Origin of the sequence: Bradyrhizobium sp. Arg816, from assembly GCF_029989365.1 — a bacterium.
Taxonomy (GTDB): Bacteria; Pseudomonadota; Alphaproteobacteria; order Rhizobiales; family Xanthobacteraceae; genus Bradyrhizobium.
Map to the genome: position 1 here is coordinate 43,811 of NZ_JAPRAQ010000004.1, position 24,822 is coordinate 68,632.

Genomic DNA, 24,822 nt, shown 5'->3' on the forward strand with positions numbered 1-24,822 from the left:
TCCGACAGTCCCCGTCTACTGTGCATGGGGTTGTTTTCGCGTATTATGTTGCTGGCTACCCTCGCCGGCGCGCGGCGGACGCATCCACCACGTTCTCCACCTGCTCGCGCCAGGACAAAATCTCCATCGCCAGCACCGGGTGGTTGAACCCCTTGAGCACGAGGTCGTCGAGCGCGCGGGCTTCGACCCAGGGCTCGACGATGCCGTAGACGCGGCGGCTGACCACGATCTGGTTGGCCTTGGCTTCGTCGCAGAGACGCGAGGCGAGGTTGGTGACGCTGCCGATCGCGGCATATTCCAGCCGTTGCTCGAAGCCGACCTGGCCGAGCGTGGCATAGCCGAGCGCGATGCCGATGCCGAAGCCGAGCGTGTGCCCGCGGTTGCGCCACTTCTCGGTCAGCGGGCCGATCGTGTCGCGCATCTCCACCGCCATCTGCACCGCGCGCCGCGTGTGGTCCTCGAACTGGATCGGCGCGTTGAACAGGATCATCACGCCGTCGCCGGCATATTTGTCGAGCGTGCCCTCGTATTTGAAGATCAGCTTGCCGAGCGCTGCGTGATATTCGCGCAGCACGTTCATCGCCTCTTCCGGCTCGGTCGCCTCGGTGAAGGCGGTGAAGCCGCGCAGATCGCAGAACACCACGGTGACCTCGCGGCGATGGCTGTCGAGCAGCGAGTCATGACCATCCGACGACGCGATGAGCTGGGCGACCTGCGGCGCGAGAAAGCGTTCGAGCCGCTTGATGCGGCTGATCTCGCCGAGCTGCTTCTCGACGCGCTCTTCCAGGGAGCGGTTCCAATTGCGAAGCTGCTCGGTCTGCTCCTGGAGCTTCGCCGCCTGCTGCTGCACGGTGTTATGCGCAGCGGCGAGCTCGCGGCCCTTGTGATCGACCTCGGTGAACAGCCGCGCGTTGCGCATCGCCAGCACGGCCTGGTTGGCGAAGGTGCGCATCAGGCCGGTGAGGCTTCCGGCGAACTCGCCGCCGGCCCGGCGCAGCACCACCAGCGAGCCGAGCGTGCCCTGCTGGTCCACCAGCGGCACCACCAGCACCGAGTGGAAGCCGGCATCGACCGCGACGTCGCGCAGCGGCTGCTCGGAGGCCCGGTCGAGATCGGCAATGACGATCGGCTCGCCGCTGTCGGCGGCGTCGCTCAGGATGTTCGCGCCTTGCTGGATCGTGACATGCGCGCCGTCGGCCGATTTGTCGATGCCGTTGGATTCGATCAGGTTGAAGCGGCGCGTCTCGGCATCGAAGCCGTAGATCAGCACCGCATCGGCATGGGTGATCTCGATCGCGCGCGCCGCGATGGTCGGCAGCACGGCGTTGAGATCGAGCGAGGAGGCGACCGCACGGCCGACCTCTTCCAGCGCCTTGAGCTCGTTGATCGACTGCGCGAGATCGCGGGTGCGCTCCTCGACCTTGGTCTCCAGGTCCGAATAGGTTTCCTGGAGCTGGCCGGCCATGCGGTTGAACTGGCCGGCGAGGTCTTCCAGCTCGTCGGAGGTGTGGACGTCGATGCGGTGGCTGAAATCGCCTTCGCCGAGCTTGTGCGCGCCGTCGCGCAGCGCCGTGATCGGGATGATCATGCGGCGGGCGAGCAGCGTGCCGGCGAGGATCGCGACCATCAGGCCCATGCCGATCAAGAGCGCGATGCGCACGAGCTGGTCGCGGATCGGCATCAACGCCTGCGTGGCCGGCTGCTCGAACATCACGTTCCAGCCGAGCTTCGGCACGGTGCTGGCGGCGCTCATCACCGCATGGCCGTTGAAGTCGGTGCCTGAGGTGTCGGGCTCGCGGCCGGGCGCAATCGCGGATGCCACCTGCGGCAGTTTCGACAGGTCCTTGCCGACATCGGGTCCTTTCGACGACGTCGCCAGCACGCGGCCGCGCGGATCGACCACATAGGCGAACGCGGCCTTGCCGACCTGGGCGTCGGACAGGAAGTCGGAGAGGAAGCTGAGGTCGATCTCGGCCACGGTGACGCCGGCATTGAAGCCGGAATGCGCCACCGAGATCGACATCATCGGCGTCCGGTCGGAGAACCAGGCCGGCGCGTAGCTGACGCCGCGGGCAACCGTGTCGGTGAAGCGCATGTCGCGGGAGAGGTCGGCATTGCCGCCGGTCGTGGTCGACTGGCGCGAGACGCGCAGCACCTCGCGTCCCTCGCCGTTGAGCTGGAACAGCTGATTGACGACCGAGACCTGGTGCAGCAGCGAGGCGTAGTCGGCGCGGCGCTTCTCGAGCGTGTCCTGGCTTGCCCGCGTCACCCAGCTGATCTGGCGCTCGAGCTCGGAGATCGACTGCTCGATCCGCCGGGCGGCGCCTTGCGCCTTGTCGTCGAGCCCGTCGGTCAGCTGGGTCTTGGTGGCGCGATAGGAGATCCAGGTCTCCATCGCGCCGTTGACGGCGAGGACAAACACGACGAGGCCGACGAGGGAGACGACGTATTTGGCGAACAGGCCCTCGCGCAGAAACCGTGTCTTGTCTTTCGCTCCCGCCATCCAGATCCTCTCGCGCCGTCATCGACGCCGGCGCTACGGGCCGTACCGGTCCAGGCGCCCTTCTACCACAATTCGGGTCAGGGGACGGTCCTGCGGCCGGTCGACCGGCCAGCGTGGTTACCCGCGGTCGACGCCGGGCTGGGCTGGAAGGGTCGTGAATTGTCGCGGCCTCATCCCTTTGGAGGAAGCGGCGGACGGAGAGGCCGATGTAAGGATTGGCGTGGAGTCCAGTGCGTTGGTCGGCCAATCATCGATTAAAGAGCTGTCGCAGCACGTCGTTCATCGGCTGGCTGTCCTGCTGCGCCAGGGGCGGGTCGTCTTGAACCGGAGCCTGGGCCGGGGGCGCGGGAGAGGCCTGCGGAGCGGGGGTGGACGGTGTTGCCGGCAGGCCGCGGCTGCGGCCGGTGCCAGTGCTGGTCCCCGCGCCGCTGGAAAGCCCCTGCTGGATCAAATTGCCGATCGCCTCGCCCAGCGGACCGCCGAGCGGGTTGCTCTGTCCCGGCTGCTGGGTTTGCGGATTGGCATTGCCGGTCGCGTTGCCGCCGCCCGGCGCAGTGGCGCCGCCCAATCCGAGGCTGCCCAGGAGATTGCCGAGCCCGGCGCCGTCAGGGCCGAACAGGCCCTTGCCCATCTCGCGCAGCTTGGCATAGGCGGCGTCCGGATTGTCCAGCATGCCGGCCATGTCTGGGTAGATCCGCGGCTGCGACCAGCTGCCCTGGATCATCACGGGGATGCCGAAGCCGACCGGCTCCGATGTGCGGCCCTGGCCTTCGGTGGTCATCACGAGCTTCGGCTCGACGCGAAAACCCATCATCTTGGTGTCGAGGGCGATGGTGCCGGCGCCGGTCACGCGCACCAGCGGTCCGATCAGATTGAGATCGGTCGTCACCGCCTGGCCCTTGTCGATGCGGAACGACGCCGAGAGTTGCGACAGATCCGTGCTCTGGGCCTCACTGTCCTGCCAGCCGGACAGCGTGCCCGATGTCAGCGAACGGATCATCTGCGCGATATTGATGCCGCGGATGGCGCCGTCCTGGAAATTGACGAAGGCCGTGCCCTGCATGTTCGCCATCAGCGCGCGCTGGCTGGTGCCGGCGCTGCGCAGCGCGAGCTTGGCCTGCAGCTTGCCGTCGATCCGATCGAACTCGGCAAGGCCCTGGAGCAGCGGCAGTGCACTCACGCCGACGAGATCGGAATGCATGGCAAAGCTCGGCGCACCGCTTGTGGCATCCAGGATCACCTCGCCCGAGACCTGGCCGTCATAAGCGCCGAGATTGGCGGTGCCGGCCTTCAGCACGCCGCCGGCGAGCTTCGCATCGAGCGCCAGCGGCGCGAGGTGCGCATCGCCGATCACGGCCTCGTTCGCGGAGATCCTGATTTGTGCGTCGACATAATTGAGCCCCGACACGTCGATCGGTGCATTGCTCCAGGGCTGTCCCGACGTGCCCTCCGGCGATTTCGCCACCGGAATCGCGAGCCGCTGGAAGTCGAGATCGACCTTGACCAGGGGCTTGCTCGCAATGTCGACCGAGGCCCAGCCGTTGAAGGCGCCGTCGCCGAGCCTGCCGTTCACGCCGTTGATCATCACGACATCGCCACTCAGCCGCATCTCGGCATGGCCGGTGAGCTGGGACTTCAGCACATCAGGCATGTCGATGGCGAAATCCACCGGAATGGTCGGCCGGTCGGCCGGCGGCGCCGGCGTCGACGCCTTGATGTCGAACTTGGTCGGGTGATCGCCAACGCGCGCGGTGCCGGCGATGTCGACCTTGCGGTCGCGGCCAACGACGGCGTCGGCGTTGATGGCGCTGATGCGGCCCTCGACACGGTCGCGCACGCGCGCGAATGCGACTTCACCGTCGACGACCTTGACGCGATCGATGGTCGCGCCACCGGTGTCGAGCGCCAGCGGCTTCGACGCGGTACCGGCATTCGGCAGTCGCTCACGCAGCAGCGGCTGGTAGAGCACGGGATGGGTGACGACGAGTTCGCTGATCTTCGGGCTGCCCGACCATACGCTCGCGAGCGACATGTCGGCCTGCACGCTGTCGACCGTCAGGCGCGTGATGCCGCTGCGATCCTTCGGGTCCTGAAGCGTGAGATCGTTGAGCGTGACGTTCAGCGTCGGCCACAGGCTGATCTTCGTGGTGCCGTCGATGGACAGGCGGTAACCGGTCGCGCTCTCGACCCGCGAGGCAATCGTCGTGGTCAGGAATCCCGAGGGAATCCCGATCACGAGGAGAAGCCCGATCACGATGATGACGGCGGCTATCGCCGCGCCGGCGAATTTCACTGCTCTCATGTCGACTTTCCAACGGCGGACAATCGGCGGCGAATCCCGCAGATGACCGTCCTATGCATCCGTCCTTTGCGCCTGAGTTTATCCCCGGACGGGAAGCGGCTCCAAGCACGTAAAAATAGTCAGGGGGTGCTGCAAAGTTATGTGACTTATGACACACTTCCCCGGCGCGGTTTTACGCGATCCTGATTTGATGGTTCCAAGCGATTTGCCAGGGAAACTGGCTAAGGGAATTCACAAGGACATTGAAATGAGCAAGCAGGCCGAATTTGCGGTCATCCTGAAGATGAACGCGATGTTCGCCGATCTCGGCGCAGACGAGCTCCAGCGGCTGTCGAATCTCTGCCACACCCAGCATCTGGGGAATGGCGAGCTGCTGTTCCAGAAGGGCGATGCGGGGGACGCGCTGTTCGGCGTGCGCCGGGGCCAGGTCCGTATCGAGACCGGCGCCTCCGACGGCAGCCGTCTGACCCTGAACTTCATGGGGCCGGGCGACCTGTTCGGCGAGGTCGCGGTGCTGGACGGCCAGAGCCGCACTGCGGATGCGACCGCAGGCGAAGCCAGTGAACTGTTCGTGCTGCGGCGCGAAGATTTTCTCAGCTTCCTCGAACGCGAGCCGAAGGTCGCGATCAAGATCATCGCGCTGCTGTGCCAGCGCATCCGCTGGCAGAGCGAGCGCATGGAAGAATCCATGCTGCAACCGCTGCCGGTTCGCCTCGCACGGCGGCTCTGCGCGCTCGCCGCCGATTTCGGATCGGAGGTCCACATCTCGCAGGAGCAGCTCGGCATCTTCGTCGGCGCGGCCCGCGAGAGCGTCAACCGTCAGCTTCAGGCCTGGCGCAAGGAGGCGATCCTCGATCTCCAGCGCGGTCGCATCCTGCTGCGGAACATGACCAAGCTGACGGCGATCGCGCGGAACGAGTAGGGAGGTAGCTAGGCTGCTTCCGGCACATAGTGCAAAGTCAGCAGCTCTGATCGTCGGCACGGGGCGACGGCATATGGTCGCCCATCATCGTCACTGAATTCGACGAGCACCGTGCTGTCGTCAAGCTCTTCGACGATCGTGCCGACGTTTCCTCGCGCCAACCGGTGCTCCGGAAGGTTCGCCAGCAATGCGACGACATCCAGTGTCGCCGGTGCCGGATCTTCTTTGTTCGCTCCGCTCATCATAGCACCCAACACGTGACGAATGTCGGCCGGTCGTCGCCGGCTCGTATGATCCAGCTAATTCTACTCCGCCGCTGGGTGTACCATGCCCTTTTTATCCGGCGCCGCGCCGTGATGATCGGCGGTCTCGGCATCCTCGCTGTGCACGACCAGCCGCTTGGCAAATCGCCAGATCAGGGCGCCGAGATCGTCCATCACCATGAACATCGCGGGCACGAATACCAGCGACAGGATGGTCGAGAAGATCAGGCCGCCGATCACCGCGAGCGCCATCGGCGAGCGGAACTCGCCGCCGGCGCCGACCGCGAGCGCGCTCGGCATCATGCCGGCGGCCATCGCGATCGTGGTCATCACGATCGGGCGGGCGCGTTTCATGCCGGCATCGATCATGGCCTCCTCGCGCGGCTTGCCGGCGCGAATGGATTCGATGGCGAACTCCACCAGCATGATCGCGTTCTTGGTGACGATGCCCATCAGCATCAGGATGCCGATCCATACCGGCGTGGTGAGCTGCTTGCCGGTGACGAGCAGGGCGGCGATCGCGCCGCCGATCGAGAGCGGCAGCGAGAACAGGATGGTGATCGGCTGCAGGAAGGTGCCGAACAGCAGCACCAGCACGGCGTAGACCATCATCAGGCCCGCGGTGATGGCGGTGGCGAAGCCGTCGGAGAGTTCGTTCAGGCTCTCGGCGTCGCCGGAGGGCGAGACCTTCACGCCCTTCGGTCGGCTCTTCATCACCGGCAGGTCGTAGATCTTCTTGGTCGCGTCGCCGAGCGCGGCGGAGCCGACGAGGTCGGCGGCGACGGTTGCCTGCCGCTCACGATCGTAGCGGTTGATGCTGGTCGGACCCTGGTCGAGCTTGACGTCGGCGATGACCGAAAGCGGCACGCCGCCCTTCTCGCCGCGCTCGCCGAGCGGCACGCGCAGCTGTTCGAGCGTCCTCAGATTGCCGCGCGCGGCGTCCTCGAGCTGAACGCGGATCGGCACCAGGCGGTCGCCGACGTCGAACTTGGCGAGCGCAGGCCCGACGTCGCCGATGGTGGCGACGCGGATGGTCTGCGACAGGCTTTCCGTGGAGACGCCGAGGCGCGCGGCGAGATCTGCGCGCGGTTCGATGCGCAGCTCGGGCCGCTCGAGCGTGGTTTCCGAGATCACGTTAGAGATGGTCGGAATCCGCTTCATCTGCGTCGCGAGCTCGCTGGCGACGTTGTTGACAATGTTGGCGTCGACACCGGTCACGACCAGCGAGATGGCGCGCAGGCCGTTCTCGTCGAGGAACCAGAAGCGGATGTCGGGAACGTTCTCCAGCTCCTGGCTGATCGAGAACTCCAGCTCGCGCTGGGTGATGTCGCGGCTGTCCTTGGGCGTGTAGTTGATGATCAAGGAGGCGCGCCGGACTTCCTGGGTCCCCGGCGGGACCCGCCCGCCATCGACGAAGATGCTCTTCACCTCCGGCCGCTTGCGCAGGCGGGCGACGATGTCCTCGGTGACCTTTTCGGTGTAGGCGAGCTGGGTGCCCGGCGGCAGCTCGAGAGCAAGCAGCGAGCGCGCGCTGTCCTGCGCCGGCAGGAAGCCCTGCGGCAGCAGCGTGATGCTCCAGATCGAGGCGGCGAAGACGCCGAAGCCGACCAGCACCGTGATGAAATAGTGCTTCACCGACCAGGCCACGATCCTGTGATAGGACCGCAGCACACGGCCGGGCGGCGGCTCCTCGTGATTGCCATGTTTGAGGAAGTAGGCGGCGAGCACCGGCGTGACGAAGCGCGCCGCGAGCAGCGAGAAGAACACCTGCACCGAGACGGTGATGCCGAACTGCTTGAAGAACTGTCCCGCGATGCCCGACATGAAGCTCGCGGGTGCGAAGATCGCGATGATCGTCAGCGAGATCGCGATGACCGCAAGGCCGATCTCGTCTGCGGCTTCGAGTGCGGCACGATAGGGCGACTTGCCCATGTTCATGTGCCGGACGATGTTCTCGATCTCGACGATGGCGTCGTCGACGAGAATACCTGTCGACAGCGTGATGGCGAGGAAGCTGACGAGGTTCAGCGAGAAGCCGAGCAGGTCCATCGCCCAGAACGCCGGGAAGATCGACAATGGCAGCGAGATCGCGGCGATGACGGTGGCACGCAGGTCGCGCAGGAACAGGAGCACGATGATGACGGCAAGGATGGCGCCTTCGAACAGGGTCGAGATCGCCGCGTGGTAATTGCCGTTGGTATATTCGACCGAGGTGTCGATCACCTTCAGATCGACGTCGGGATAGGCGGCCTTGAGCGCGTCGATGCGCTTCTGCACGGCCTCGGCCACCTTCACGTCGCTGGCACCCTTGGAGCGCTTGATCCCGAGCGCGACCACGGGCTCGCCGTTGAAGCGGGCGAAGGTGCGGCGGTCCGCGATGGTGTCGGTGACGGTGCCGAGATCGTCGATCCGGACCTCGCCGCCGCCGAACAGCGGGATCATGGTGCCGGCAAGATCGCCCAGCGTCTTGGCGCCCGCGAGCGTGCGGATCGCCTGGTCGTTCTTGCCGATCTCGGCGCGACCGCCGGCAACGTCGACATTGGTGCCGCGCAGGCTCTGGCTGACATTGACCGCGGTCAGGCCCATCGCCTGCAAACGGTCGGGATCGAGCGAGACCAGAATCTCGCGCTCGACACCGCCGATGCGCTCGACCTGGGCGACGCCGCGCACGCCCTGCAGCGCGCGCTTGACCACGTCGTCGACGAAATAGGAGAGCTGCTCGGGCGTCTTGCCGGGCGAGATCGCGGCATAGGTGACGATCGGCAGGCCGATGACGTCGACGCGCTGGATCAGCGGCTCGGTGACGTTCTGCGGCAGGTTGGAGCGCACGCGCGTCACCGCGTCCTTGACGTCGTTGAGCGCGCGGTCGGTGTTGGTCTCCAGCGCGAACTGGATGGTGGTCACTGACACGCCGTCGGTGATGGAGGAGGTGATGTGCCTGACCCCCTCGACGCCGGAGACGGCATCTTCAACCGTCTTGGTGACTTGGGATTCGAGCTCAGCGGGTGCTGCGCCGAACTGCGACACCACGACCGAGATCACGGGAATGTCGGCCGAAGGCAGCCGCGTCACCGCGAGCTTGGTGAAGGACACCCAGCCGAGGATCAGGAGGATGATCGAAAAGACGACCGACGGTAGCGGATGACGGATCGACCATGCCGAGATATTGAGAGCCATCAGCGTACCCGCGTGCGATCGAGTTCATCGGCGAACATGGTCTTGATCTGGTCGCCGTCATGGAGCGAAGAGCCGGCGTCGGCTACGACGATTTCGCCGACCTCGAGGCCTTCCAGGATTTCCGTTGCGCTGTCGGACGACAGCCCGACCCGCACCTTGCGCGTCTCGACAATGTTGCCTTTGACGACCTGCACGGTGAGATGGTCGATCGCGGTCTTGGGGATCGAGACGCCGCAGCTTCGCTTGGCGTCGATCGAGGCGCGGGCAAACACGCCGACCTTGAGCGATGGATTGTTGGTGACGCTGATGCGGACGCGGCCGAGCTGCGTGGTGCGGTCGATTTCGGGCGCGACCAGTCGGACCCGCCCGATCAAATCGGGCGCGTCGTCGCGGCTGATGCGCACCGTCGCGCCGGGGTTGAGCTTGGGCATGTGCACCGCCGGGACCTGGGCGTCGAGCTCGATCTCGTTGTTGACGGCGATGCGGAACATCGGGCCGGCCTGCGGCGAAGCGGGCGCGCCGACGATGGTGCGTACTTCGGTGACGAGGCCTGGCGCAGGCGCCTTCAGCGAGATCGGGCCTTGCGGGCCGGGTCTTTGCGGCTGGCCGGGGATCTGCGGCGGCGCCGTCAGGCGCGCCAGCTCCTGATTGTCGGTGACCATGGCGCCTTCGGTGACGAAGAGGTCGGTGACCCTGGAGCCTTCCTGGTCGGCGACGACCACGGCCTCGCGGCGCGGCACGAAGAAGCCGGTCACCCGCACGAGGTCGGAGAAGCAGGCGTTGGTCGCCTTCGTCACGATGACGAGCGCCTCGCTCGGCGTGTCCTTCGCCTCGGGGCGATGCCGATGCTCGAACAGATAATAGCCGACGCCGAGCGCAACGACGAACAGCACGGTTCCGGCAGGCTTGAGATATTCGGAGGCGTTCATCGCCGGATTGTCCTGGCCTGGCTCACGGCCATCCGCACGGGGCCTGCTGAGAGCGTTTCCCTGAAATAAAGCGGCGTCCCGCAAGGCTGCGGGACGCGCATTTGAAGCAAGACTTTACACCACATCACGACTTGGCACTTCAAAGGATTTGGCACTTCAAAGGATTACGTCGTGCTCTCACTTCGATGCGGTGGTCTTGTTTTCCATGTTGACGACCTGCACGCGACGATTGACCTCCGCCATCGGCTGGGCCGGGTCCTTCAGCTTGCTCTTGCCGTAGCCGACGGTGACGAGATCGGTCGCGGCGATGCCGTACTTGTCGACGAGGTAGCGCTTGATCGAATCCGCGCGGCGCTCCGACAGGTCCTGATTATAGCCCTCGCCGCCGGCGGCGTCGGTGTGGCCGGCGACCACGAAGGTCGAGCCCTTCAGGTCGGGGCTGGTCAGCGCGCGACCGAGCGCCTGTACCGAGGCAAGCGACTTCGCGCTGATATTGGCGGAGTTGTAGTCGAACGTGATCTCAAGATCGATGTTCGGCTTGTCCTTGGCCACCGAGGCGATTTCTTCACGCTCGGTCGACGAAAGCGAGCGCGTCGAGCGGCCGCGCACGGACTGGATCAGCTTGGTTTCCGCCGCACTGGGTGCAGGATCGGCCTGCGGGGCGATCGAGAGGCCGCGGGTCAACGGCTTCTTCGGCGGCGGCGCCAGCGCGCGTACGATCTCGTCCTCGGTGACGTTCTTGCTGTTGCCGTCGTCGCCCGCGAATGCGAGCGGGGTCGTCAGCGACAGAGCGGCGCCGACCGTGATGATGGACAGGATCGCGGTAAATCCCTTTGCAGCCAATCTCATTGCCAGTCCCTCCTGCGCAGCTGACCCGCGCGGTTCCAAATTCCTGCAATGGCCCCCCCGGGAAAGGCAGCCTGCGGCATCCGTCCGTTAGTCTTCCCTGAGCCGCCGAGGGTTCGAGGCCTCTTCCGCCTCAACTCAAAAAAATACTAGCGTACTCCGTAGCTTGCGAACTCCTGAACAATGTTCGGGTCCATCGCCTTGGCATTGGCGATGTCGAGCGCGCCTTCCTGCGCCGAGCCGTTGCGCTGCTTGGCAATCCCGCGGCCAAAGAGCGAGGAGGTCAGGCGCGGGTTGATCTTCAGGGCCGCGTCGAAATCGGCGATGGCGTTCTTGACCGCTCCCGATTTCAGATTGACGAGTCCCCGGCTGTCCAGCGCATCGACGAAATTCGGCCGCAGCCGCAGCGCCTCGTTGCAATCCTTCAGCGCGCCCTGGAGGTCGCCGACCACAGTGCGGGTCCAGCAGCGGTTGTTCAGCGCCTCGACGTCCTTCGCGTTGATCCGAAGCGTCTCGTCGAAATCCTTGATGGCCAAATTGTAGGCGCCCTTGCTGGCATAGACCTGACCGCGCCGGTACAGCGCATTCACGTCATCAGGATTGGCGGCGATCTTGGCCGTCAGGCCCTTGATGGTCGGATCCTCCGCCAGCGCGGCCGCGCTCGGTCCGCTATCCATGCTCGGTGCGGGGGTGGTCTCGGCCGGTTTCACCGGCGGTGGCGCCGGCGGCAAGGCGGCCTCGACCTGCGGTTTCGGTGAGGGCGCCGGTGCCGGAGCAGGAGGAGCAGGAGCAGGTGCTGGAGCAGGTGCCGCTGCCGTGTCCGCCGGCTTCGGCGGCGGAGGCGGTGCGGGCGGAGCCGGCGGCGGGTTGTTGGCGACGACCGGCGGCGGCGATGGCGGCGGTGCCGTCATCGACGGACGCGATCCGCCGGCGCCCGGAATGAACGAAAAATCCTCGGCGAGCGAAGAGGAGATCCACGGCACCTGTTCGCCGCGCGAGGCGCGGGTGACGCCCATCTTGGTGCGGTTCAGCGTCTCCTCGGCCATCAGGTCGGGGACGCGGATCTCCTTCAGGAGCTCCTGGACGAACAGGCTGTGCTCGCCGCCCGCGTCCGAGACAACGGAGGCCAGTGCCGCCGAGTACATCACCAGCGTACCATTCGGCGCGATGACCGGCGTCAGGCCGGCCGAGAAGCTGCGGAACCGGCGCTCGAAGGGATTGCGCCTGGAGGCGTCGACCAGCGCGATCTTGACGCCCGCGCCGCGGGTATTGAGCTCGCCGAGCACGGTCTCCAGGCTGAAACCGTCGCGGCGGACGTCGGATTCGGTCCAGATCTGCGCGTCGATCGGCAGCATGTAGCTCTGGCGCGCCGACTGGATGCCGAAACCGCTGAAGAAGATCAGCGCCACCGAGCCCGGCTTGATCTTGCCATAGAGCTTGTCGAAGGCGCGGCGCATGCCGTCGCCGGTCAGGTTCTCGCCGATTTCAACGGAAAAGCCGTCGCGCTTGAGCTCGTCGGCGACGTCGCGCGCGTCGTTGAGCGGTTCCTTCAGCGGGGCGTCCGCGTCCGGATATTTGGCGTTGCCGATGACCAACGCATAACGGTCGCCGGCGGCCAGGGATGGCGCAACCGGGACGAGCGAAACGAGCAAGGGCAGAAGAAAAAGGAAGCGAATTTTCATAATCAGCGCGGTCCAGCCAAAAAGGCGCCGTTACCAGCTTGCGCCGCGGCGACCTTAACTTACGCAATGTGCATTATCAAACCGCGGAAGGGGGGCGTCAACCGCTTGGAGATTCGGCATTATCGCGACAATTGACCGCGATGCATGGGCGCGCTGGGACGGGAATGAACGGGTTGTCACGGTTGTGCTCGGTGCCATCTGGTTCGACTCTGCGGCAGGATGTTGGAGCGGCCGCGACAAAGAAGACGTGAGGGGTCTCACATAGCAGGCTGGACGCTGTCGCAGCCCGCCGGTGTTTGACCTTTGCGGCGGACGATGGCTTGGTGCACTTGATCGTCCCCGAAGGTCCAACTCAGAAAAGAAAACCATGGGAAACGCCTACGAAATCTACGCCCTGCGTTATGCGACGATGTCGCCCCGCACCCCCAACATGAATTTCCTGGCGCCCGACCCGCATGACAGCGCGGCGCAGGATCTCGACTATTTCGTCTGGCTGATCCGCGGCGGCGGCCGCGACATCCTGGTGGATACCGGCTTCAATGCCGAGGAAGCGAGTGCGCGGGCGCGCAAGCTGACGCTCAATCCGGTCGATGCGCTGGAGCGCTTTGGCGTCGCGGCGTCGAGCGTTCGCGACATTATCGTGACGCATCTGCATTACGACCACGCCGGTAATCTCGATCGCTTCCCGAACGCGCGCTTCCATCTCCAGGAGCGCGAGATGGCTTACGCGACGGGGCGCTGCATGTGCAACGGACTGCTGCGACATCCGTTCTCGGTCGAGCACGTCACGCAGATGGTGCGTCATGTCTATGGCGAGCGCGTCAATTTCTATTCCGGCGATGGCGAGATCGCGCCCGGCGTCACCGTGCACCGTGTCGGCGGCCATTCCGACGGCTTGCAGGTGGTCAAGGTCGAGACCGCGCGCGGGCCGGTGGTGCTGGCGTCCGATGCCGCGCATTACTACGCCAATCTGCAGCGCAAGAGCCCGTTCCCCATCGTCTACAATATCGGCGACATGGCGCAGGGCTGGGAGACGATCGAACGCCTCGCCGGTCATCCCGACAGATTCATTCCCGGCCATGATCCAATCGTGACGGAGATCTATCCGCGTGCCAGCGACAAGGTCGATGCCTGGGCGCTGCATCTGCCGCCGTCGCGGTCGTTTGCGAAGTAACGCAGTGCCAGGCCCTCATGGTGAGGAGGCGCGCAAGCGCCGTCTCGAACCATGCAGGCCCGGCTGTTGCACCCCGGCCTTCATCCTTCGAGACGCGCGTTCCGCGCTCCTCAGGATGAGGGTCTGGCGCTACGCGAAGGTCCCCTAATACGCCTCTTTCGCGTCGGCCTCTTCGCTGGTCTGGATCAGGTCGAGGCTCTGTTCGATCTTGCCGAGCAGGGCCGAGAGCTGCTTGCGCTCCTGCGCGGAGAGGCAGGCGAGGATCTCGTCTTCCCGCCGCAGCAATTGTGGGAACAGCTCTTCGTACAGCGCGCGACCCTTCTTCGTCAGTTGCAGGCGGAATTCGCGGCGGTCGGCTTCGTTCTCGACCCGCTCGATCAGCTCCTGGTGCAGCAGCGTGGTCACGGCGCGGCTGATGGTGGATTTGTGCGTGCGGGTGCATTGCGCGATGTATTGCGCGCTACAGGCATCGTTGCGGAAGCCGAGGGTTGCGATCACGCGCCAGGCCGGAATGTCGAGGCCGTGACGCTCCTGATATTCGACCGCAAGCGCGGAACTCACCTCCGCCGCAAGCCGGTTGAGGCGGAATGGCACGAACTTGAACAAATCGAGCCGTGACTTTGGCCGCAATGAAGCCTCGTCGGCCTCACGTGCCTTCAGCGCGATGTCGCTGGATGTCCTCGCCAAGGAGAGCGCTCCGAATTCCAGTTGACGGCCGGCCGGCTCCGGTCCAAAATAGTTGCACGTGAGACTATCTAGCAGATCAGTCCTCTCTTGACCAGAGCCGAGGTTAGCGCATGGCGCAGGCCAATACGCAGCAGGCCAAAACCCAGTTCGGCTATCGCCGCCACCCCGACCAGGATCCTCCCGGCCACAGCGCGGCCGAGCATCCCGTGGTGGTCGTCGGCGCGGGGCCGGTGGGGCTGTCGCTCGCGATCGACCTTGCCCAGCGCGGCCAGCGCGTCGTCCTTCTGGATGATGCCGACCGGATCGGCGAAGGCTCGCGCGCGATCTGCTTCTCCAAGCGGTCGCTCGAATATTGGGACCGGCTCGGCGTCGGCGACCGCATGGTCGAGAAGGGCGTGGTGTGGAGCGTCGGCCGAATCTTTCACGGCGAGTCGCAGCTCTACCAGTTCAACCTGCTGCCGGAAGACGGTCATAAGCGGCCGGCCTTCATCAACCTCCAGCAATATTACGCCGAGGCCTATCTGGTCGATCGCATCAGCGATCTGCCTGAGATCGACCTGCGCTGGCGCAACAAGGTGACGGCGCTTGAACAGCGCAACGATTCCGTCGCGCTGACGATCGAGACGCCGGAGGGCGCCTATCGCCTGCACGCGCAATATGTCGTCGCCTGCGACGGCGCGCGCTCGTCGCTGCGGCAGATGGTCGGCGCCGAGTTCGCGGGACAGGTGTTCGAGGACCAGTTTTTGATTGCCGACGTCAAGATGACCGCGGAATTTCCGACCGAGCGCTGGTTCTGGTTCGATCCGCCGTTTCATGCCGGGCGCTCTGCACTGCTGCACCGGCAACCCGACGATGTCTGGCGCATCGATCTCCAGCTCAATCGCTATGCCGATCCCGTCGTCGAGAAGAAGCCGGAGAACGTGCGGCCGCGGATCGCGCGCATGCTCGGCCACGACAAGTTCGAGTTCGAATGGATCTCGCTCTACAAATTCCAGTGCCGGCGGATGGATCGCTTCCTCCACGGCCGGGTGATTTTTGCGGGCGATTCCGCGCATCAGGTCTCGCCCTTCGGCGCGCGCGGCGCCAATTCCGGGCTCGAGGATGCGGAAAATCTGTCCTGGAAGCTCGATCGCGTGCTGCGCGGCACCTCGCCCGCGAGCCTGCTCGAGAGCTACCATGTCGAGCGGAGTCTCGCTGCCGACGAGAACATCCGCGAATCCACCCGCTCGACCGATTTCATGGCGCCGAACTCGCATCAGGAGGCGCGGCTGCGCAAGGCGGTGCTGTCGCTGGCCAAGGAAACCGAGTTCGGCAAGCGGATGGTCAATGGCGGCCGGCTCTCGGTGCCGTGCAGCTACGACTCGCCGCTGTCATCGCCCGATGCGGAGGCGTGGCGCGGCGGACCGTTGCCCGGCTGTTCCATGCTCGACGCGCCCGTTGGCGAGCAGGCCTATCTGACCGATGCATTTCGCCGGGGTGGAACGGACTTCACCTTGCTGTCGTTCAGCAATGGCGCGGCGATCGATGCGCCCGATGGCGTCAAGGATATCCGCATCGGTAGCGAGGGCGGGCTTGCCGATCCCTCGGGCCTTGTCGCAAAGCGCTATGGCGCCGAGCCTGACACAGCCTATCTGCTCAGGCCCGACGGCTATGTTGCGGCCCGCTTCCGCCATCCGACGCGTGCGGCGATCGCGGCCGCGTTGTCGCGGGCCCAAGGCTTGAATTGAGGATTCGCATGCCGCTTTCAACCAGCTCCAACTTCGCGCGGCCCGACGATGCGTTTCGCGCCATCGTCGAGGCGCACCGCGGCTTCACCGACGAGCAGAGCGCCGATTTCGACGCGGCACTGGTCCTGATTCTCGCCAACCATATCGGCGACATCGACGTGTTGCGGGAAGCGATCGTGCTCGCGAAGCGGCGCATGACCGACGGCCAGCAGCAGCAACAGCAGCAGCAACAGCAACAACAATAACCCAAAGACCTGAGGATGAATTGATGGCGAAGAACTTCGCATCCACCGGCGATCTCTCCGAGAAGAAGATCACCTTCTCCGAGATCGGCGCCGATCTCTATGCCTTCACCGCCGAGGGCGATCCAAACACCGCGATCATCGTCGGTGACGACGGCTGCCTGGTGTTCGACGCGCAGTCGACGCCGGCGATGGCCAACAAGGTGATCGAGCGCGTCAAGACGGTCACCGACAAGCCGATCAAATATGTCGTGCTGTCGCACTATCACGCCGTCCGCGTGCTGGGCGCCTCCGCCTACAAGGCGCAGGGCATCGTGGCCTCGCAGGAGACCTATCGCCTCATCGAGGAACGCGGCCAGCAGGATTGGGATTCCGAATATGGGCGCTTTCCCCGATTGTTCCAGGATGCTGCGAGCATTCCCGGCCTGACCTGGCCGACGCTGACCTTCGAAGGCGAGATGTCGATCTATCTCGGCAAGCGCGAAGTGCGCCTGATGCAGCTCGGCGCCGGCCACACCTCCGGCGACATCGTCGCCTGGGTGCCGGATGCCGAAGTCATGTTCTCCGGCGACCTCATCGAATATCACTCGGCCTGCTATTGCGGTGATGCGCATTTGCGCGAATGGCCGCTGACGCTGAACGAGATCCGCAACTTCAATCCCAAGGCGATCGCGCCGGGCCGCGGCGATGCGCTGAAGGGCACAGGCACGGTGCGCGAAGCCATCGCGATGACGCGCGACTTCGTCACGTCGCTCTATGGCGCTGCCGAAATCTCGGTCGCGAAGGGGCGCACGCTGAAGGAATCGATGGCGGCGACGCGCGAAGTCATGGATCCGAAATTCCACAGCTTCGCCATCTACGAGCACTGCCTGCCGTTCAACGTGTCGCGCGCCTATGACGAGGCGTCGGGAATCGACGACCCCGTGATCTGGACCGACAAGCGCGACCAGGAAATGTGGGCCGCCCTGCAAGGAGGAGGATAGTCATGAACGTCAACACCTCGCCTGATCAGATCGTCCGGAGCTCGGCGCAGGTGACGCCGGGCTACATGTCCGGCTTCGGCAATAGTTTTGAGACCGAGGCGCTGCCGGGCGCGCTGCCGATCGGACGCAACTCGCCGCAGCGCTGCGCCTACGGGCTCTACGCCGAGCAGCTTTCCGGCTCGCCATTCACCGCGCCGCGCGGCACCAATGAGCGCTCCTGGCTCTATCGCATCCGTCCCTCGGTGAAGCATTCCGGCCGCTTCGAGAAGGCCGATGCCGGCCTGTGGCGCTCGGCGCCGTGCCATGAATACGATTTGCCGATCGCGCAACTTCGCTGGGACCCGGCGCCGATCCCGAAGGAGGACATGACCTTCCTTCAGGGCGTGCAGACCATGACGACCGCCGGCGACGTCAACACGCAGGCCGGCATGGCCGCGCATGTCTACCTCATCACCAAATCGATGGTGGACCAGCATTTCTACAATGCCGACGGCGAGCTGGTGTTCGTGCTGCAGCAGGGCGTCTTGCGCGTCGTCACCGAGTTCGGCCGCATCGACGCCGAGCCCGGCGAGATCGTGGTGATCCCGCGCGGCGTCAAATTCCGCGTTGAGATTCCGAACGGGCCGGCGCGCGGCTATCTCTGCGAAAACTACGGCGGCGCCTTCACGCTGCCCGAGCGCGGGCCGATCGGCGCCAATTGCCTCGCCAATGCGCGCGATTTCCTCACCCCTGTCGCGCACTACGAGGACAAGGACACGCCGACCGAGCTCTACGTGAAATGGGGCGGCGCGCTGTTCAAGACCACGCTGCCGCATTCGCCGATCGACGTCGTGGCCTGGCACGGCAATTACGCGCCCTACAAATACGATCTGCGCACCTTCTCTCCCGTCGGCGCCATCGGCTTCGACCATCCCGATCCCTCGATCTTCACGGTGCTGACCTCGCCGTCGGAGACGGCGGGCACCGCGAACATCGACTTCGTGATCTTCCCCGAGCGCTGGATGGTGGCCGACAACACCTTCCGCCCGCCCTGGTATCACATGAACATCATGAGCGAGTTCATGGGCCTGATCTACGGCGTCTACGATGCCAAGCCGCAGGGTTTTGTCCCGGGCGGCATCTCGCTCCACAATTGCATGCTGCCGCACGGCCCCGACCGCGACGCCTTCGAGCACGCCAGCAACGGCGAGCTGAAGCCGGTGAAGCTGACCGGCACCATGGCCTTCATGTTCGAGACCCGCTACCCGCAGCGCGTGACGGCGCATGCCGCGAAGTCGTCCACGCTGCAGGATAATTACGCGGACTGCTGGACGGGACTCGAGAAGCGGTTCGATCCGAACAAGCCGTGAGGCCTCTTACCCTCCCCTGGAGGGGGAGGGTCGCTACGCATGCAGCGAAGCGGAATGCGTAGCGGGGTGGGGTGACAGTCTCTCCGCAGGGAACACCGCCCGTGTTGAGAGATCACCCCACCCCGTCTCATATTTCGCTGCGCTCAATATGAGCCGACCCTCCCCCTCCAGGGGAGGGTGACAGAAGTTCAGCACCAGAATTCGTATGGCAGGAAACATGCCCCACCCCAACGACCCCAACCTCCGCTCCTTCATCGACGTCGATCCCGCCTCCGACTTCCCGATCCAGAACCTGCCCTATGGCGTGTTCTCTGCGAATGGGCTGGCGCCACGCGTCGGCGTCGCCATTGGTGATTACATCCTTGATCTCTGGGAGCTCGAGCAGGACGGTCGCCTGGATGTCGGTCAGCCTGGCGTGTTTGCGGCGGGTTGCCTGAATGCGTTCATGCATTTAGGGCCAAAGGTATGGTCAGCGACTCGCGCACGTATCAGTGAACTCTTGCGGCACGATAATCCGGAACTGCGCGACAATGAAGAATTGCGCAAGCTTGCCCTGGTCCCGATGTCGCGCGCAAAGCTGCATCTGCCGTTCGCGGTTTCCGGCTACACCGACTTCTATTCCTCGAAGGAGCACGCCACCAATGTCGGCGTGATGTTCCGCGGCAAGGACAATGCGTTGCAGCCGAACTGGCTGCACATGCCGATCGCCTATAACGGCCGCGCTTCGACCGTGGTAGTGTCAGGCACGAAGGTGAAGCGTCCGCGCGGGCAACTGAAGCCGCCGAATGTCGAGCTGCCGAGCTTCGGGCCGTGCAAGCGGCTGGATTTCGAGCTGGAGATGGGGGTCGTTGTCGGCCAGTCCTCAGCCATGGGCGGCATGCTGACCGAGCAACAGGCCGAGGAGATGATCTTCGGCTTCGTGCTGCTCAACGACTGGAGCGCGCGCGATATCCAGCAATGGGAATATGTGCCGCTCGGCCCGTTCCTGGCAAAAGCGTTCGCGACTTCGATCAGCCCGTGGGTGGTGACGCGCGAGGCGCTGGAGCCGTTCCGCCTGAAGGGGCCGCAGCAGGAGCCGGTGCCGCTGGATTATCTCAAGCAGGCGAAGCCGCAGAACTATGATCTCGAGCTCGACGTCTCCTTGCGCGCCGCCAGCGCCAATGCGCCCGCCGGCATCAGCCGCACCAATTTCAAATACATGTACTGGTCCTCGGTGCAGCAGCTCATGCACCACGCTTCCAGCGGTTGTGCCATGAATGTCGGCGATCTCCTTGGGTCCGGCACGATCTCCGGCCCGGACAAGAACCAGCGCGGCAGCCTGCTGGAGATCAGCTGGAACGGGACCGAGCCGGTGGAATTGCCCGGCGGCATCAAGCGCTCGTTTTTGGAAGACGGCGACAGCCTCGTGATGCGCGGCTGGTGCCAGGGCGACGGGTATCGGGTTGGTTTTGGTGAGGTTGAAGGGACGATTTTGGCGGCGGGGTGATTGCCGCATACTCGGTCTCGTAGGGTGGGCAAAGGCGCGTCAGCGCCGTGCCCACGATCCCTCTCCGCGATTGCAGCATGGTGGGCACGCTTCGCTTTGCCCACCCTACGAGACCTACCGCTTCTCCGGCGGCACATCGCGCACCCGCGCGCAATGCGCGGCGACGTCCTCCTGGCTGTACTTCAAATGCACCCGCTTGTCGGATGGCACGTGCTTGGCGACGCACACCCCCGTCCGCCATTCCTGCGTCGGCCTGATCGGGCGCGGCGCAAAACCGCCGCCGCAGTTCGGGCAGACGTTGGAGAGTCTCGTCTCGACGCAATCCGCACAGAACGTGCATTCATAGGAGCAGATCCGCGCGTCCGTTGCATCAGGCGGCAGGTCGCGGTCGCAATATTCGCAGTTCGGTCGAAGCTGGAGGGCCATGGCTGAATCTCCGCAGATTGGCTTGATCATCGCAGACGGCGCGTGAAGCGCGAATGGCGTAGTTCCCTCGATTTCAGCCAGCCTTCAAATCCTTCAGCGGCAGCCGCGAGCTCTCCTTGAGCCTGTCGAGCACGATCGAGGAGCGCACATGCGCCACGCTCTGGTGCGGCATCAGCACGTCGTTGACGAGGTTGGAGAGCCCCTTGAGATCGCGCAGCACGGCTTTGAGCACGTAATCGGCGTCGCCCGTCAGCGAATAGGCTTCCTGGATCTCGTCGATGCGGTTGACCAAGGAGCGGAAGCGTTTCGAATTGTCCGGCGAGTGTGTCGCGAGCCCCACCTGGATAAAGGCGATCACACCGAAGCCCAACGCCTCGCTGGAGAGGTCGGCGTGATAGCCCGAGATCACCTTCTCCTCCTCCAGCCGCATCCGCCGCCGCGAGCATTGCGAGGCCGAGAGCCCCGCGAGATCGGCGAGTTCCTGGTTGGTGAGGCGGCCGTCGTCCTGGAGCGCGCCGAGGATCTTGAGGTCGAAGGCGTCTACGGAGATCATGCGTCATTCGTCCATTTCATGCACGGATCGTGCATATCATAGCCAAAATACATCCCGTTTGCACGCTCATTGCGCGGCCGATGAAGGATAGTTCATGGCAGCAGCAATTGGAGAGCACCATGGGTCCGTTTCCGCACGATGCACCGCCGGCCACCATCACCGCCGACAATCCGATGGGTACCGACGGGTTCGAGTTCGTCGAATATGCGCATCCCAATCCGGAAGAGCTGCACGCGCTGTTCAAGCTGATGGGCTATGCGCCCGTCGCTCGCCACAAGAGCAAGAAGATCACGGTCTATCGTCAGGGCGACATCAACTATCTCGTCAACGAGGAGCCCGGCACCCACGGCTTCGACTTCGTCGCCGCGCATGGTCCCTGCGCGCCGTCGATGGCGTTTCGCGTGGTCGATGCGAAGGCGGCCTATGACCGTGCGATCGCGCTAGGCGCTGAGCCTTCCGATGTGTCATCGGAGCAGAAGACGCTCGATGTGCCCGCGATTAGGGGCATCGGCGGCAGCCTGCTCTATTTCGTCGATCGGTACGGCGCCAAGGGCTCGGCTTATGATGCCGAGTTCGAGTGGCTGGGCGCACGCGATCCCAAGCCCGTCGGCGGCGGCCTGTTCTATCTCGATCATCTCACCCACAACGTCCATCGCGGCCGCATGGATGTGTGGACGGGCTTCTACCAAAAGCTGTTCAACTTCCGCCAGATCCGCTTCTTCGACATCGAGGGCCGCGCCTCCGGCCTGTTCTCGCGGGCGCTGACCAGCCCCGACGGGAAGATCCGGATTCCGATCAACGAGGACGCCGGCGATTCCGGCCAGATCGAGGAATATCTGAATATCTATCGCGGCGAGGGCATCCAGCACATCGCCTGCGGTTGCCGCGATATCCACGCCACCATCGAAGGCCTGCGCGAAGCCGGCCTGCCCTTCATGCCGTCGCCGCCCGAGACCTATTTCGAGCGGATCGACGCGCGCCTGCCCAAGCACGGCGAGGACGTCGCGCGGCTCCAGACCAACGGCATCCTGATCGATGGCGAGGGCGTGGTCGATGGCGGCCAGACCAAGGTGCTGCTGCAGATCTTCTCCGCCAACGCGATCGGCCCGATCTTCTTCGAGTTCATCCAGCGCAAGGGCGACGATGGTTTTGGCGAGGGCAACTTCAAGGCCCTGTTCGAGTCGATCGAGGAGGATCAGATCCGGCGCGGGGTGTTGAAGGTGGATAGCGCGGCGTAAGGTTTTAGCCTCACGCACACTGCCGTAGGGTGGGCAAAGCGACTTGTCCGCCGTAGCTCGAAGAGCGAAGGCGGGAGCGTGCCCACGACTTCTTTGTCTCTCACGGAAAGATGGTGGGCACGGCGCTTTGCGCCTTTGCCCACCCTACGAGATCTTTGCCGGGGCTGGATCTTATCGCTTCCACGCAGCCGTCACCGCCCCGATCTCCGCACCCTCGGGCTCCCGCACCGCAGATGGCGTACGCGAGAATCTCGGCGCGGGCCCGGGCTGCTTCACGCCGTGGCGCTCGATGAACACGTTGCGGGCGACCATGTGCGGATGCTCGGTCGCTTCCGACATCGTCAGCACCGGCGCGAAGCAGATGTCGGTGCCCTCCATGATCCTGCACCAGTCCTCGCGGGTCTTGCTCCTGAACACGGCCTGCAATTTCTGCTTCAGCGCGGGCCAGGCCTTGCGATCCATCTGCGCGTCGAAATCGGCATCGGTCAGGCCAGCGTGCTCGCGGAGCAGCGCGTAGAACTGCGGCTCGATCGAGCCGATCGAGACGAAATGGCCGCAGGCGCATTCGTACACGCCATAGAAATGCGCGCCGCCGTCGAGGAAGTTCTGGTCGCGGCCTTCGGTCCAGCGGCCGATTGTGGTCATGTCGAAGAAGAACGACATCAGCGATGCCGCGCCGTCGCACATCGCGGCATCGACGACCTGGCCCTTGTCGGATCTCTGCGCTTCCAAAAGTGCCGCGAGCACGCCGACGACGAGATAGAGCGCGCCGCCGCCGAAATCGCCGACCAAATTGAGCGGCGGCACCGGGGCTTCCTTGGTGCCGATCGCGGCGAGCGCGCCGGTGATCGAGATGTAATTGATGTCGTGGCCGGCGGCGTTGGCCAGCGGGCCTTCCTGGCCCCAGCCGGTCATGCGGCCGTAGACGAGTTTGGGATTGCGCGCGAGCACGACGTCCGGGCCGAGGCCGAGCCGCTCCATCACGCCGGGACGAAAGCCCTCGACCAGCGCGTCGGCGCTGCCAAGCAGGTCGAGCACCTCTGCGATCGCCGCCTTGTCCTTGAGGTCGAGCTCGATCACCTTGCGGCCGCGACCCGCGACCGACTTCATGCTCTTCTTCGCGCCGACCCGGTCGAGCGTGACGACGTCGGCGCCCATGTCAGCCAGCATCATGCAGGCGAATGGGCCGGGTCCGATGCCGGCGAATTCGACGATGCGGAAGCCCGAAAGCGGGCCGGAGGCGCGGACGGAGGAGCCTTCTGATTTTTCCTGGGCTGGTTTATCGAGCACGTTGTTGTTTCCTCGGGTCGCGAGGCGGATTGCCGATAGTCGGCAAGCGCCAGGGACGTTCCTCTGCGGGACGAGTTAATTGGCTGATTAACTTTTCCTGCCTTACACCGGACGAGGCAAGCGCTTTTCATGCATGGGCGCATAATAAAAGCGGCGCGCATTGCTGCGCGCCGCGGAAGATTTGTGTTGAGGCGCTAAGGCGCGACGCGCTGTCGCGCTTTATCGACTCGATCAGCCTGCGGCGGCCACCGCGCGCTGCGCCATCACCTTGACGAGGTTGGCGCGGTATTCCGCCGTGCCGTGGATATCGGCCAGCAATCCGCTCGCCGGAATGCTGACATTGTCGAGCGCCGACGGCGACCAGTTCGCCTTCAGCGCGGCTTCGATCGCTCCCACCCGCATCACGCCGCTCTGCGAGGCGCCGGTGGCGGCAACACGGATCTCGCCCGACTTCGTCTGCGCGACGAACACGGCGGTCAGCGCGAAGCGTGAGGCCGGGTGCCGCATTTTTTCGTAGCCCGCCTTCGCCGGCACCGGGAACGACACCGCGGTGATGATCTCGCCGTCTTCCAGCGCCGTCGTGAACAGGCCCTGGAAGAAGTCCTCGGCCGAGATCGACCGCTTGTTGGTCTTGACGGTGGCGCCGAGCGCGAGCAGCGCGGCCGGATAATCCGCGGCGGGATCGTTGTTGGCGATCGAGCCGCCGATCGTGCCGCGATAACGCACGGCGGGATCGCCGAGCACCGAGGTGAGATAGGCGATCGCGGGGATCGCCTTCTTCACATCGGCATTCTGCATGATGTCGAAATAGGTCGTGCCGGCCTTGATGGTCAGCACGTCGCCCGAGAGCTCGACGCCCTGCAGCTCCTTGATCTTGCCGAGGTCGATCACGTCTGACGGTGCGGCGAGGCGCTGCTTCATGACCGGCAGCAAGGTCTGGCCGCCGGCGAGGAATTTCGCCTCGCTGCTCTTGCCGAACAGGGCGACGGCCTCGTCGACCGAGGAGGGGCGATGATAAGTGGTCTGGTACATCTTGTTGCTCC

The 24,822-nt window shown here is 64.8% G+C and carries 20 protein-coding genes; 8 read left to right on the forward strand and 12 right to left on the reverse strand.

Features of this window, described 5'->3' with window-relative positions:
* Window positions 1–55: 55 nt before the first annotated feature.
* Window positions 56–2,503 carry an adenylate/guanylate cyclase domain-containing protein gene (locus OWC48_RS11745; RefSeq protein ID WP_282520129.1) on the reverse strand — a complete coding sequence of 816 codons (2,448 nt, stop codon included), beginning with the start codon at window positions 2,501–2,503 and terminating at the stop codon, window positions 56–58.
* Window positions 2,504–2,750: 247 nt separating this feature from the next.
* Window positions 2,751–4,805, reverse strand: a complete 2,055-nt coding sequence (locus tag OWC48_RS11750; RefSeq protein WP_282520130.1) for an AsmA family protein — start codon at window positions 4,803–4,805, stop codon at window positions 2,751–2,753.
* Between the two features lie 247 nt (window positions 4,806–5,052).
* On the opposite strand from OWC48_RS11750, the gene OWC48_RS11755 reads away from it, so the two are divergent.
* Window positions 5,053–5,727 carry a Crp/Fnr family transcriptional regulator gene (locus OWC48_RS11755; protein ID WP_282520131.1) on the forward strand — a complete coding sequence of 225 codons (675 nt, stop codon included), beginning with the start codon at window positions 5,053–5,055 and terminating at the stop codon, window positions 5,725–5,727.
* Window positions 5,728–5,735: 8 nt separating this feature from the next.
* On the opposite strand, the gene OWC48_RS11760 is transcribed toward OWC48_RS11755, so the two are convergent.
* From OWC48_RS11760 to OWC48_RS11780, 5 genes are all read right to left on the reverse strand, one after another.
* The gene (locus tag OWC48_RS11760) at window positions 5,736–5,969 is read right to left on the reverse strand and encodes a DUF4926 domain-containing protein (RefSeq protein ID WP_282520132.1); all 234 of its coding nucleotides are present in this window, start codon (window positions 5,967–5,969) and stop codon (window positions 5,736–5,738) included.
* A 63-nt stretch (window positions 5,970–6,032) separates the two neighbouring features.
* Window positions 6,033–9,167: an efflux RND transporter permease subunit gene (locus tag OWC48_RS11765; RefSeq protein ID WP_282520133.1), complete on the reverse strand. Its 3,135-nt coding sequence runs from the start codon at window positions 9,165–9,167 to the stop codon at window positions 6,033–6,035.
* Window positions 9,167–10,096: an efflux RND transporter periplasmic adaptor subunit gene (locus tag OWC48_RS11770; RefSeq protein ID WP_282520134.1), complete on the reverse strand. Its 930-nt coding sequence runs from the start codon at window positions 10,094–10,096 to the stop codon at window positions 9,167–9,169. The genes OWC48_RS11765 and OWC48_RS11770 overlap by 1 nt, the downstream gene beginning before the upstream one ends.
* Window positions 10,097–10,273: 177 nt before the next feature.
* Window positions 10,274–10,945 carry an OmpA family protein gene (locus OWC48_RS11775; RefSeq protein ID WP_208084008.1) on the reverse strand — a complete coding sequence of 224 codons (672 nt, stop codon included), beginning with the start codon at window positions 10,943–10,945 and terminating at the stop codon, window positions 10,274–10,276.
* A gap of 146 nt (window positions 10,946–11,091) precedes the next feature.
* Window positions 11,092–12,624, reverse strand: coding sequence for a caspase family protein (locus tag OWC48_RS11780; protein WP_282520135.1), 1,533 nt, complete (start codon window positions 12,622–12,624; stop codon window positions 11,092–11,094).
* Between the two features lie 367 nt (window positions 12,625–12,991).
* On the opposite strand from OWC48_RS11780, the gene OWC48_RS11785 reads away from it, so the two are divergent.
* Window positions 12,992–13,798, forward strand: a complete 807-nt coding sequence (locus tag OWC48_RS11785; protein WP_282520136.1) for an N-acyl homoserine lactonase family protein — start codon at window positions 12,992–12,994, stop codon at window positions 13,796–13,798.
* Between the two features lie 144 nt (window positions 13,799–13,942).
* Here OWC48_RS11785 and OWC48_RS11790 read toward each other — a convergent pair whose 3' ends face one another.
* Window positions 13,943–14,485 (reverse strand): MarR family winged helix-turn-helix transcriptional regulator, encoded by a 543-nt coding sequence (locus OWC48_RS11790; RefSeq protein ID WP_282520137.1) that lies wholly within the window; start codon window positions 14,483–14,485, stop codon window positions 13,943–13,945.
* Window positions 14,486–14,595: 110 nt separating this feature from the next.
* Here OWC48_RS11790 and OWC48_RS11795 point away from each other — a divergent pair, with 110 nt between their 5' ends.
* The 5 genes from OWC48_RS11795 to fahA all read left to right on the forward strand — a co-directional run bounded on the left by OWC48_RS11795 (window position 14,596) and on the right by fahA (window position 20,272).
* Window positions 14,596–16,212 carry an FAD-dependent oxidoreductase gene (locus OWC48_RS11795; RefSeq protein WP_282520138.1) on the forward strand — a complete coding sequence of 539 codons (1,617 nt, stop codon included), beginning with the start codon at window positions 14,596–14,598 and terminating at the stop codon, window positions 16,210–16,212.
* A gap of 8 nt (window positions 16,213–16,220) precedes the next feature.
* Window positions 16,221–16,457: a DUF2783 domain-containing protein gene (locus OWC48_RS11800; protein WP_282520139.1), complete on the forward strand. Its 237-nt coding sequence runs from the start codon at window positions 16,221–16,223 to the stop codon at window positions 16,455–16,457.
* Window positions 16,458–16,480: 23 nt separating this feature from the next.
* The gene (locus tag OWC48_RS11805) at window positions 16,481–17,437 is read left to right on the forward strand and encodes an MBL fold metallo-hydrolase (protein WP_282520140.1); all 957 of its coding nucleotides are present in this window, start codon (window positions 16,481–16,483) and stop codon (window positions 17,435–17,437) included.
* 2 nt (window positions 17,438–17,439) lie between these two features.
* Window positions 17,440–18,786, forward strand: a complete 1,347-nt coding sequence (gene hmgA, locus OWC48_RS11810) for a homogentisate 1,2-dioxygenase (RefSeq protein WP_282520141.1) — start codon at window positions 17,440–17,442, stop codon at window positions 18,784–18,786.
* Between the two features lie 217 nt (window positions 18,787–19,003).
* Window positions 19,004–20,272 (forward strand): fumarylacetoacetase, encoded by a 1,269-nt coding sequence (fahA, locus tag OWC48_RS11815; protein WP_282520142.1) that lies wholly within the window; start codon window positions 19,004–19,006, stop codon window positions 20,270–20,272.
* Window positions 20,273–20,386: 114 nt separating this feature from the next.
* Here the strand turns inward: fahA and OWC48_RS11820 are convergent, their stop codons facing one another.
* Window positions 20,387–20,698, reverse strand: a complete 312-nt coding sequence (locus tag OWC48_RS11820; RefSeq protein WP_282520143.1) for a DUF1272 domain-containing protein — start codon at window positions 20,696–20,698, stop codon at window positions 20,387–20,389.
* A 73-nt stretch (window positions 20,699–20,771) separates the two neighbouring features.
* Window positions 20,772–21,251, reverse strand: a complete 480-nt coding sequence (locus tag OWC48_RS11825) for an Lrp/AsnC family transcriptional regulator (RefSeq protein ID WP_282520144.1) — start codon at window positions 21,249–21,251, stop codon at window positions 20,772–20,774.
* A 119-nt stretch (window positions 21,252–21,370) separates the two neighbouring features.
* On the opposite strand from OWC48_RS11825, the gene hppD reads away from it, so the two are divergent.
* On the forward strand, window positions 21,371–22,489 hold the full coding sequence (gene hppD / locus OWC48_RS11830) for a 4-hydroxyphenylpyruvate dioxygenase (RefSeq protein ID WP_282520145.1): 1,119 nt from the start codon (window positions 21,371–21,373) through the stop codon (window positions 22,487–22,489).
* Window positions 22,490–22,660: 171 nt separating this feature from the next.
* Here the strand turns inward: hppD and OWC48_RS11835 are convergent, their stop codons facing one another.
* Together OWC48_RS11835 and OWC48_RS11840 are read right to left on the reverse strand one after the other, a co-directional pair.
* A complete protein-coding gene (locus OWC48_RS11835) occupies window positions 22,661–23,779 on the reverse strand; it encodes a CaiB/BaiF CoA-transferase family protein (protein ID WP_282520146.1) in 1,119 nt (372 codons plus the stop codon).
* Window positions 23,780–24,010: 231 nt separating this feature from the next.
* The gene (locus OWC48_RS11840) at window positions 24,011–24,811 is read right to left on the reverse strand and encodes a xanthine dehydrogenase family protein subunit M (RefSeq protein ID WP_282520147.1); all 801 of its coding nucleotides are present in this window, start codon (window positions 24,809–24,811) and stop codon (window positions 24,011–24,013) included.
* Window positions 24,812–24,822 lie beyond the last annotated feature (11 nt).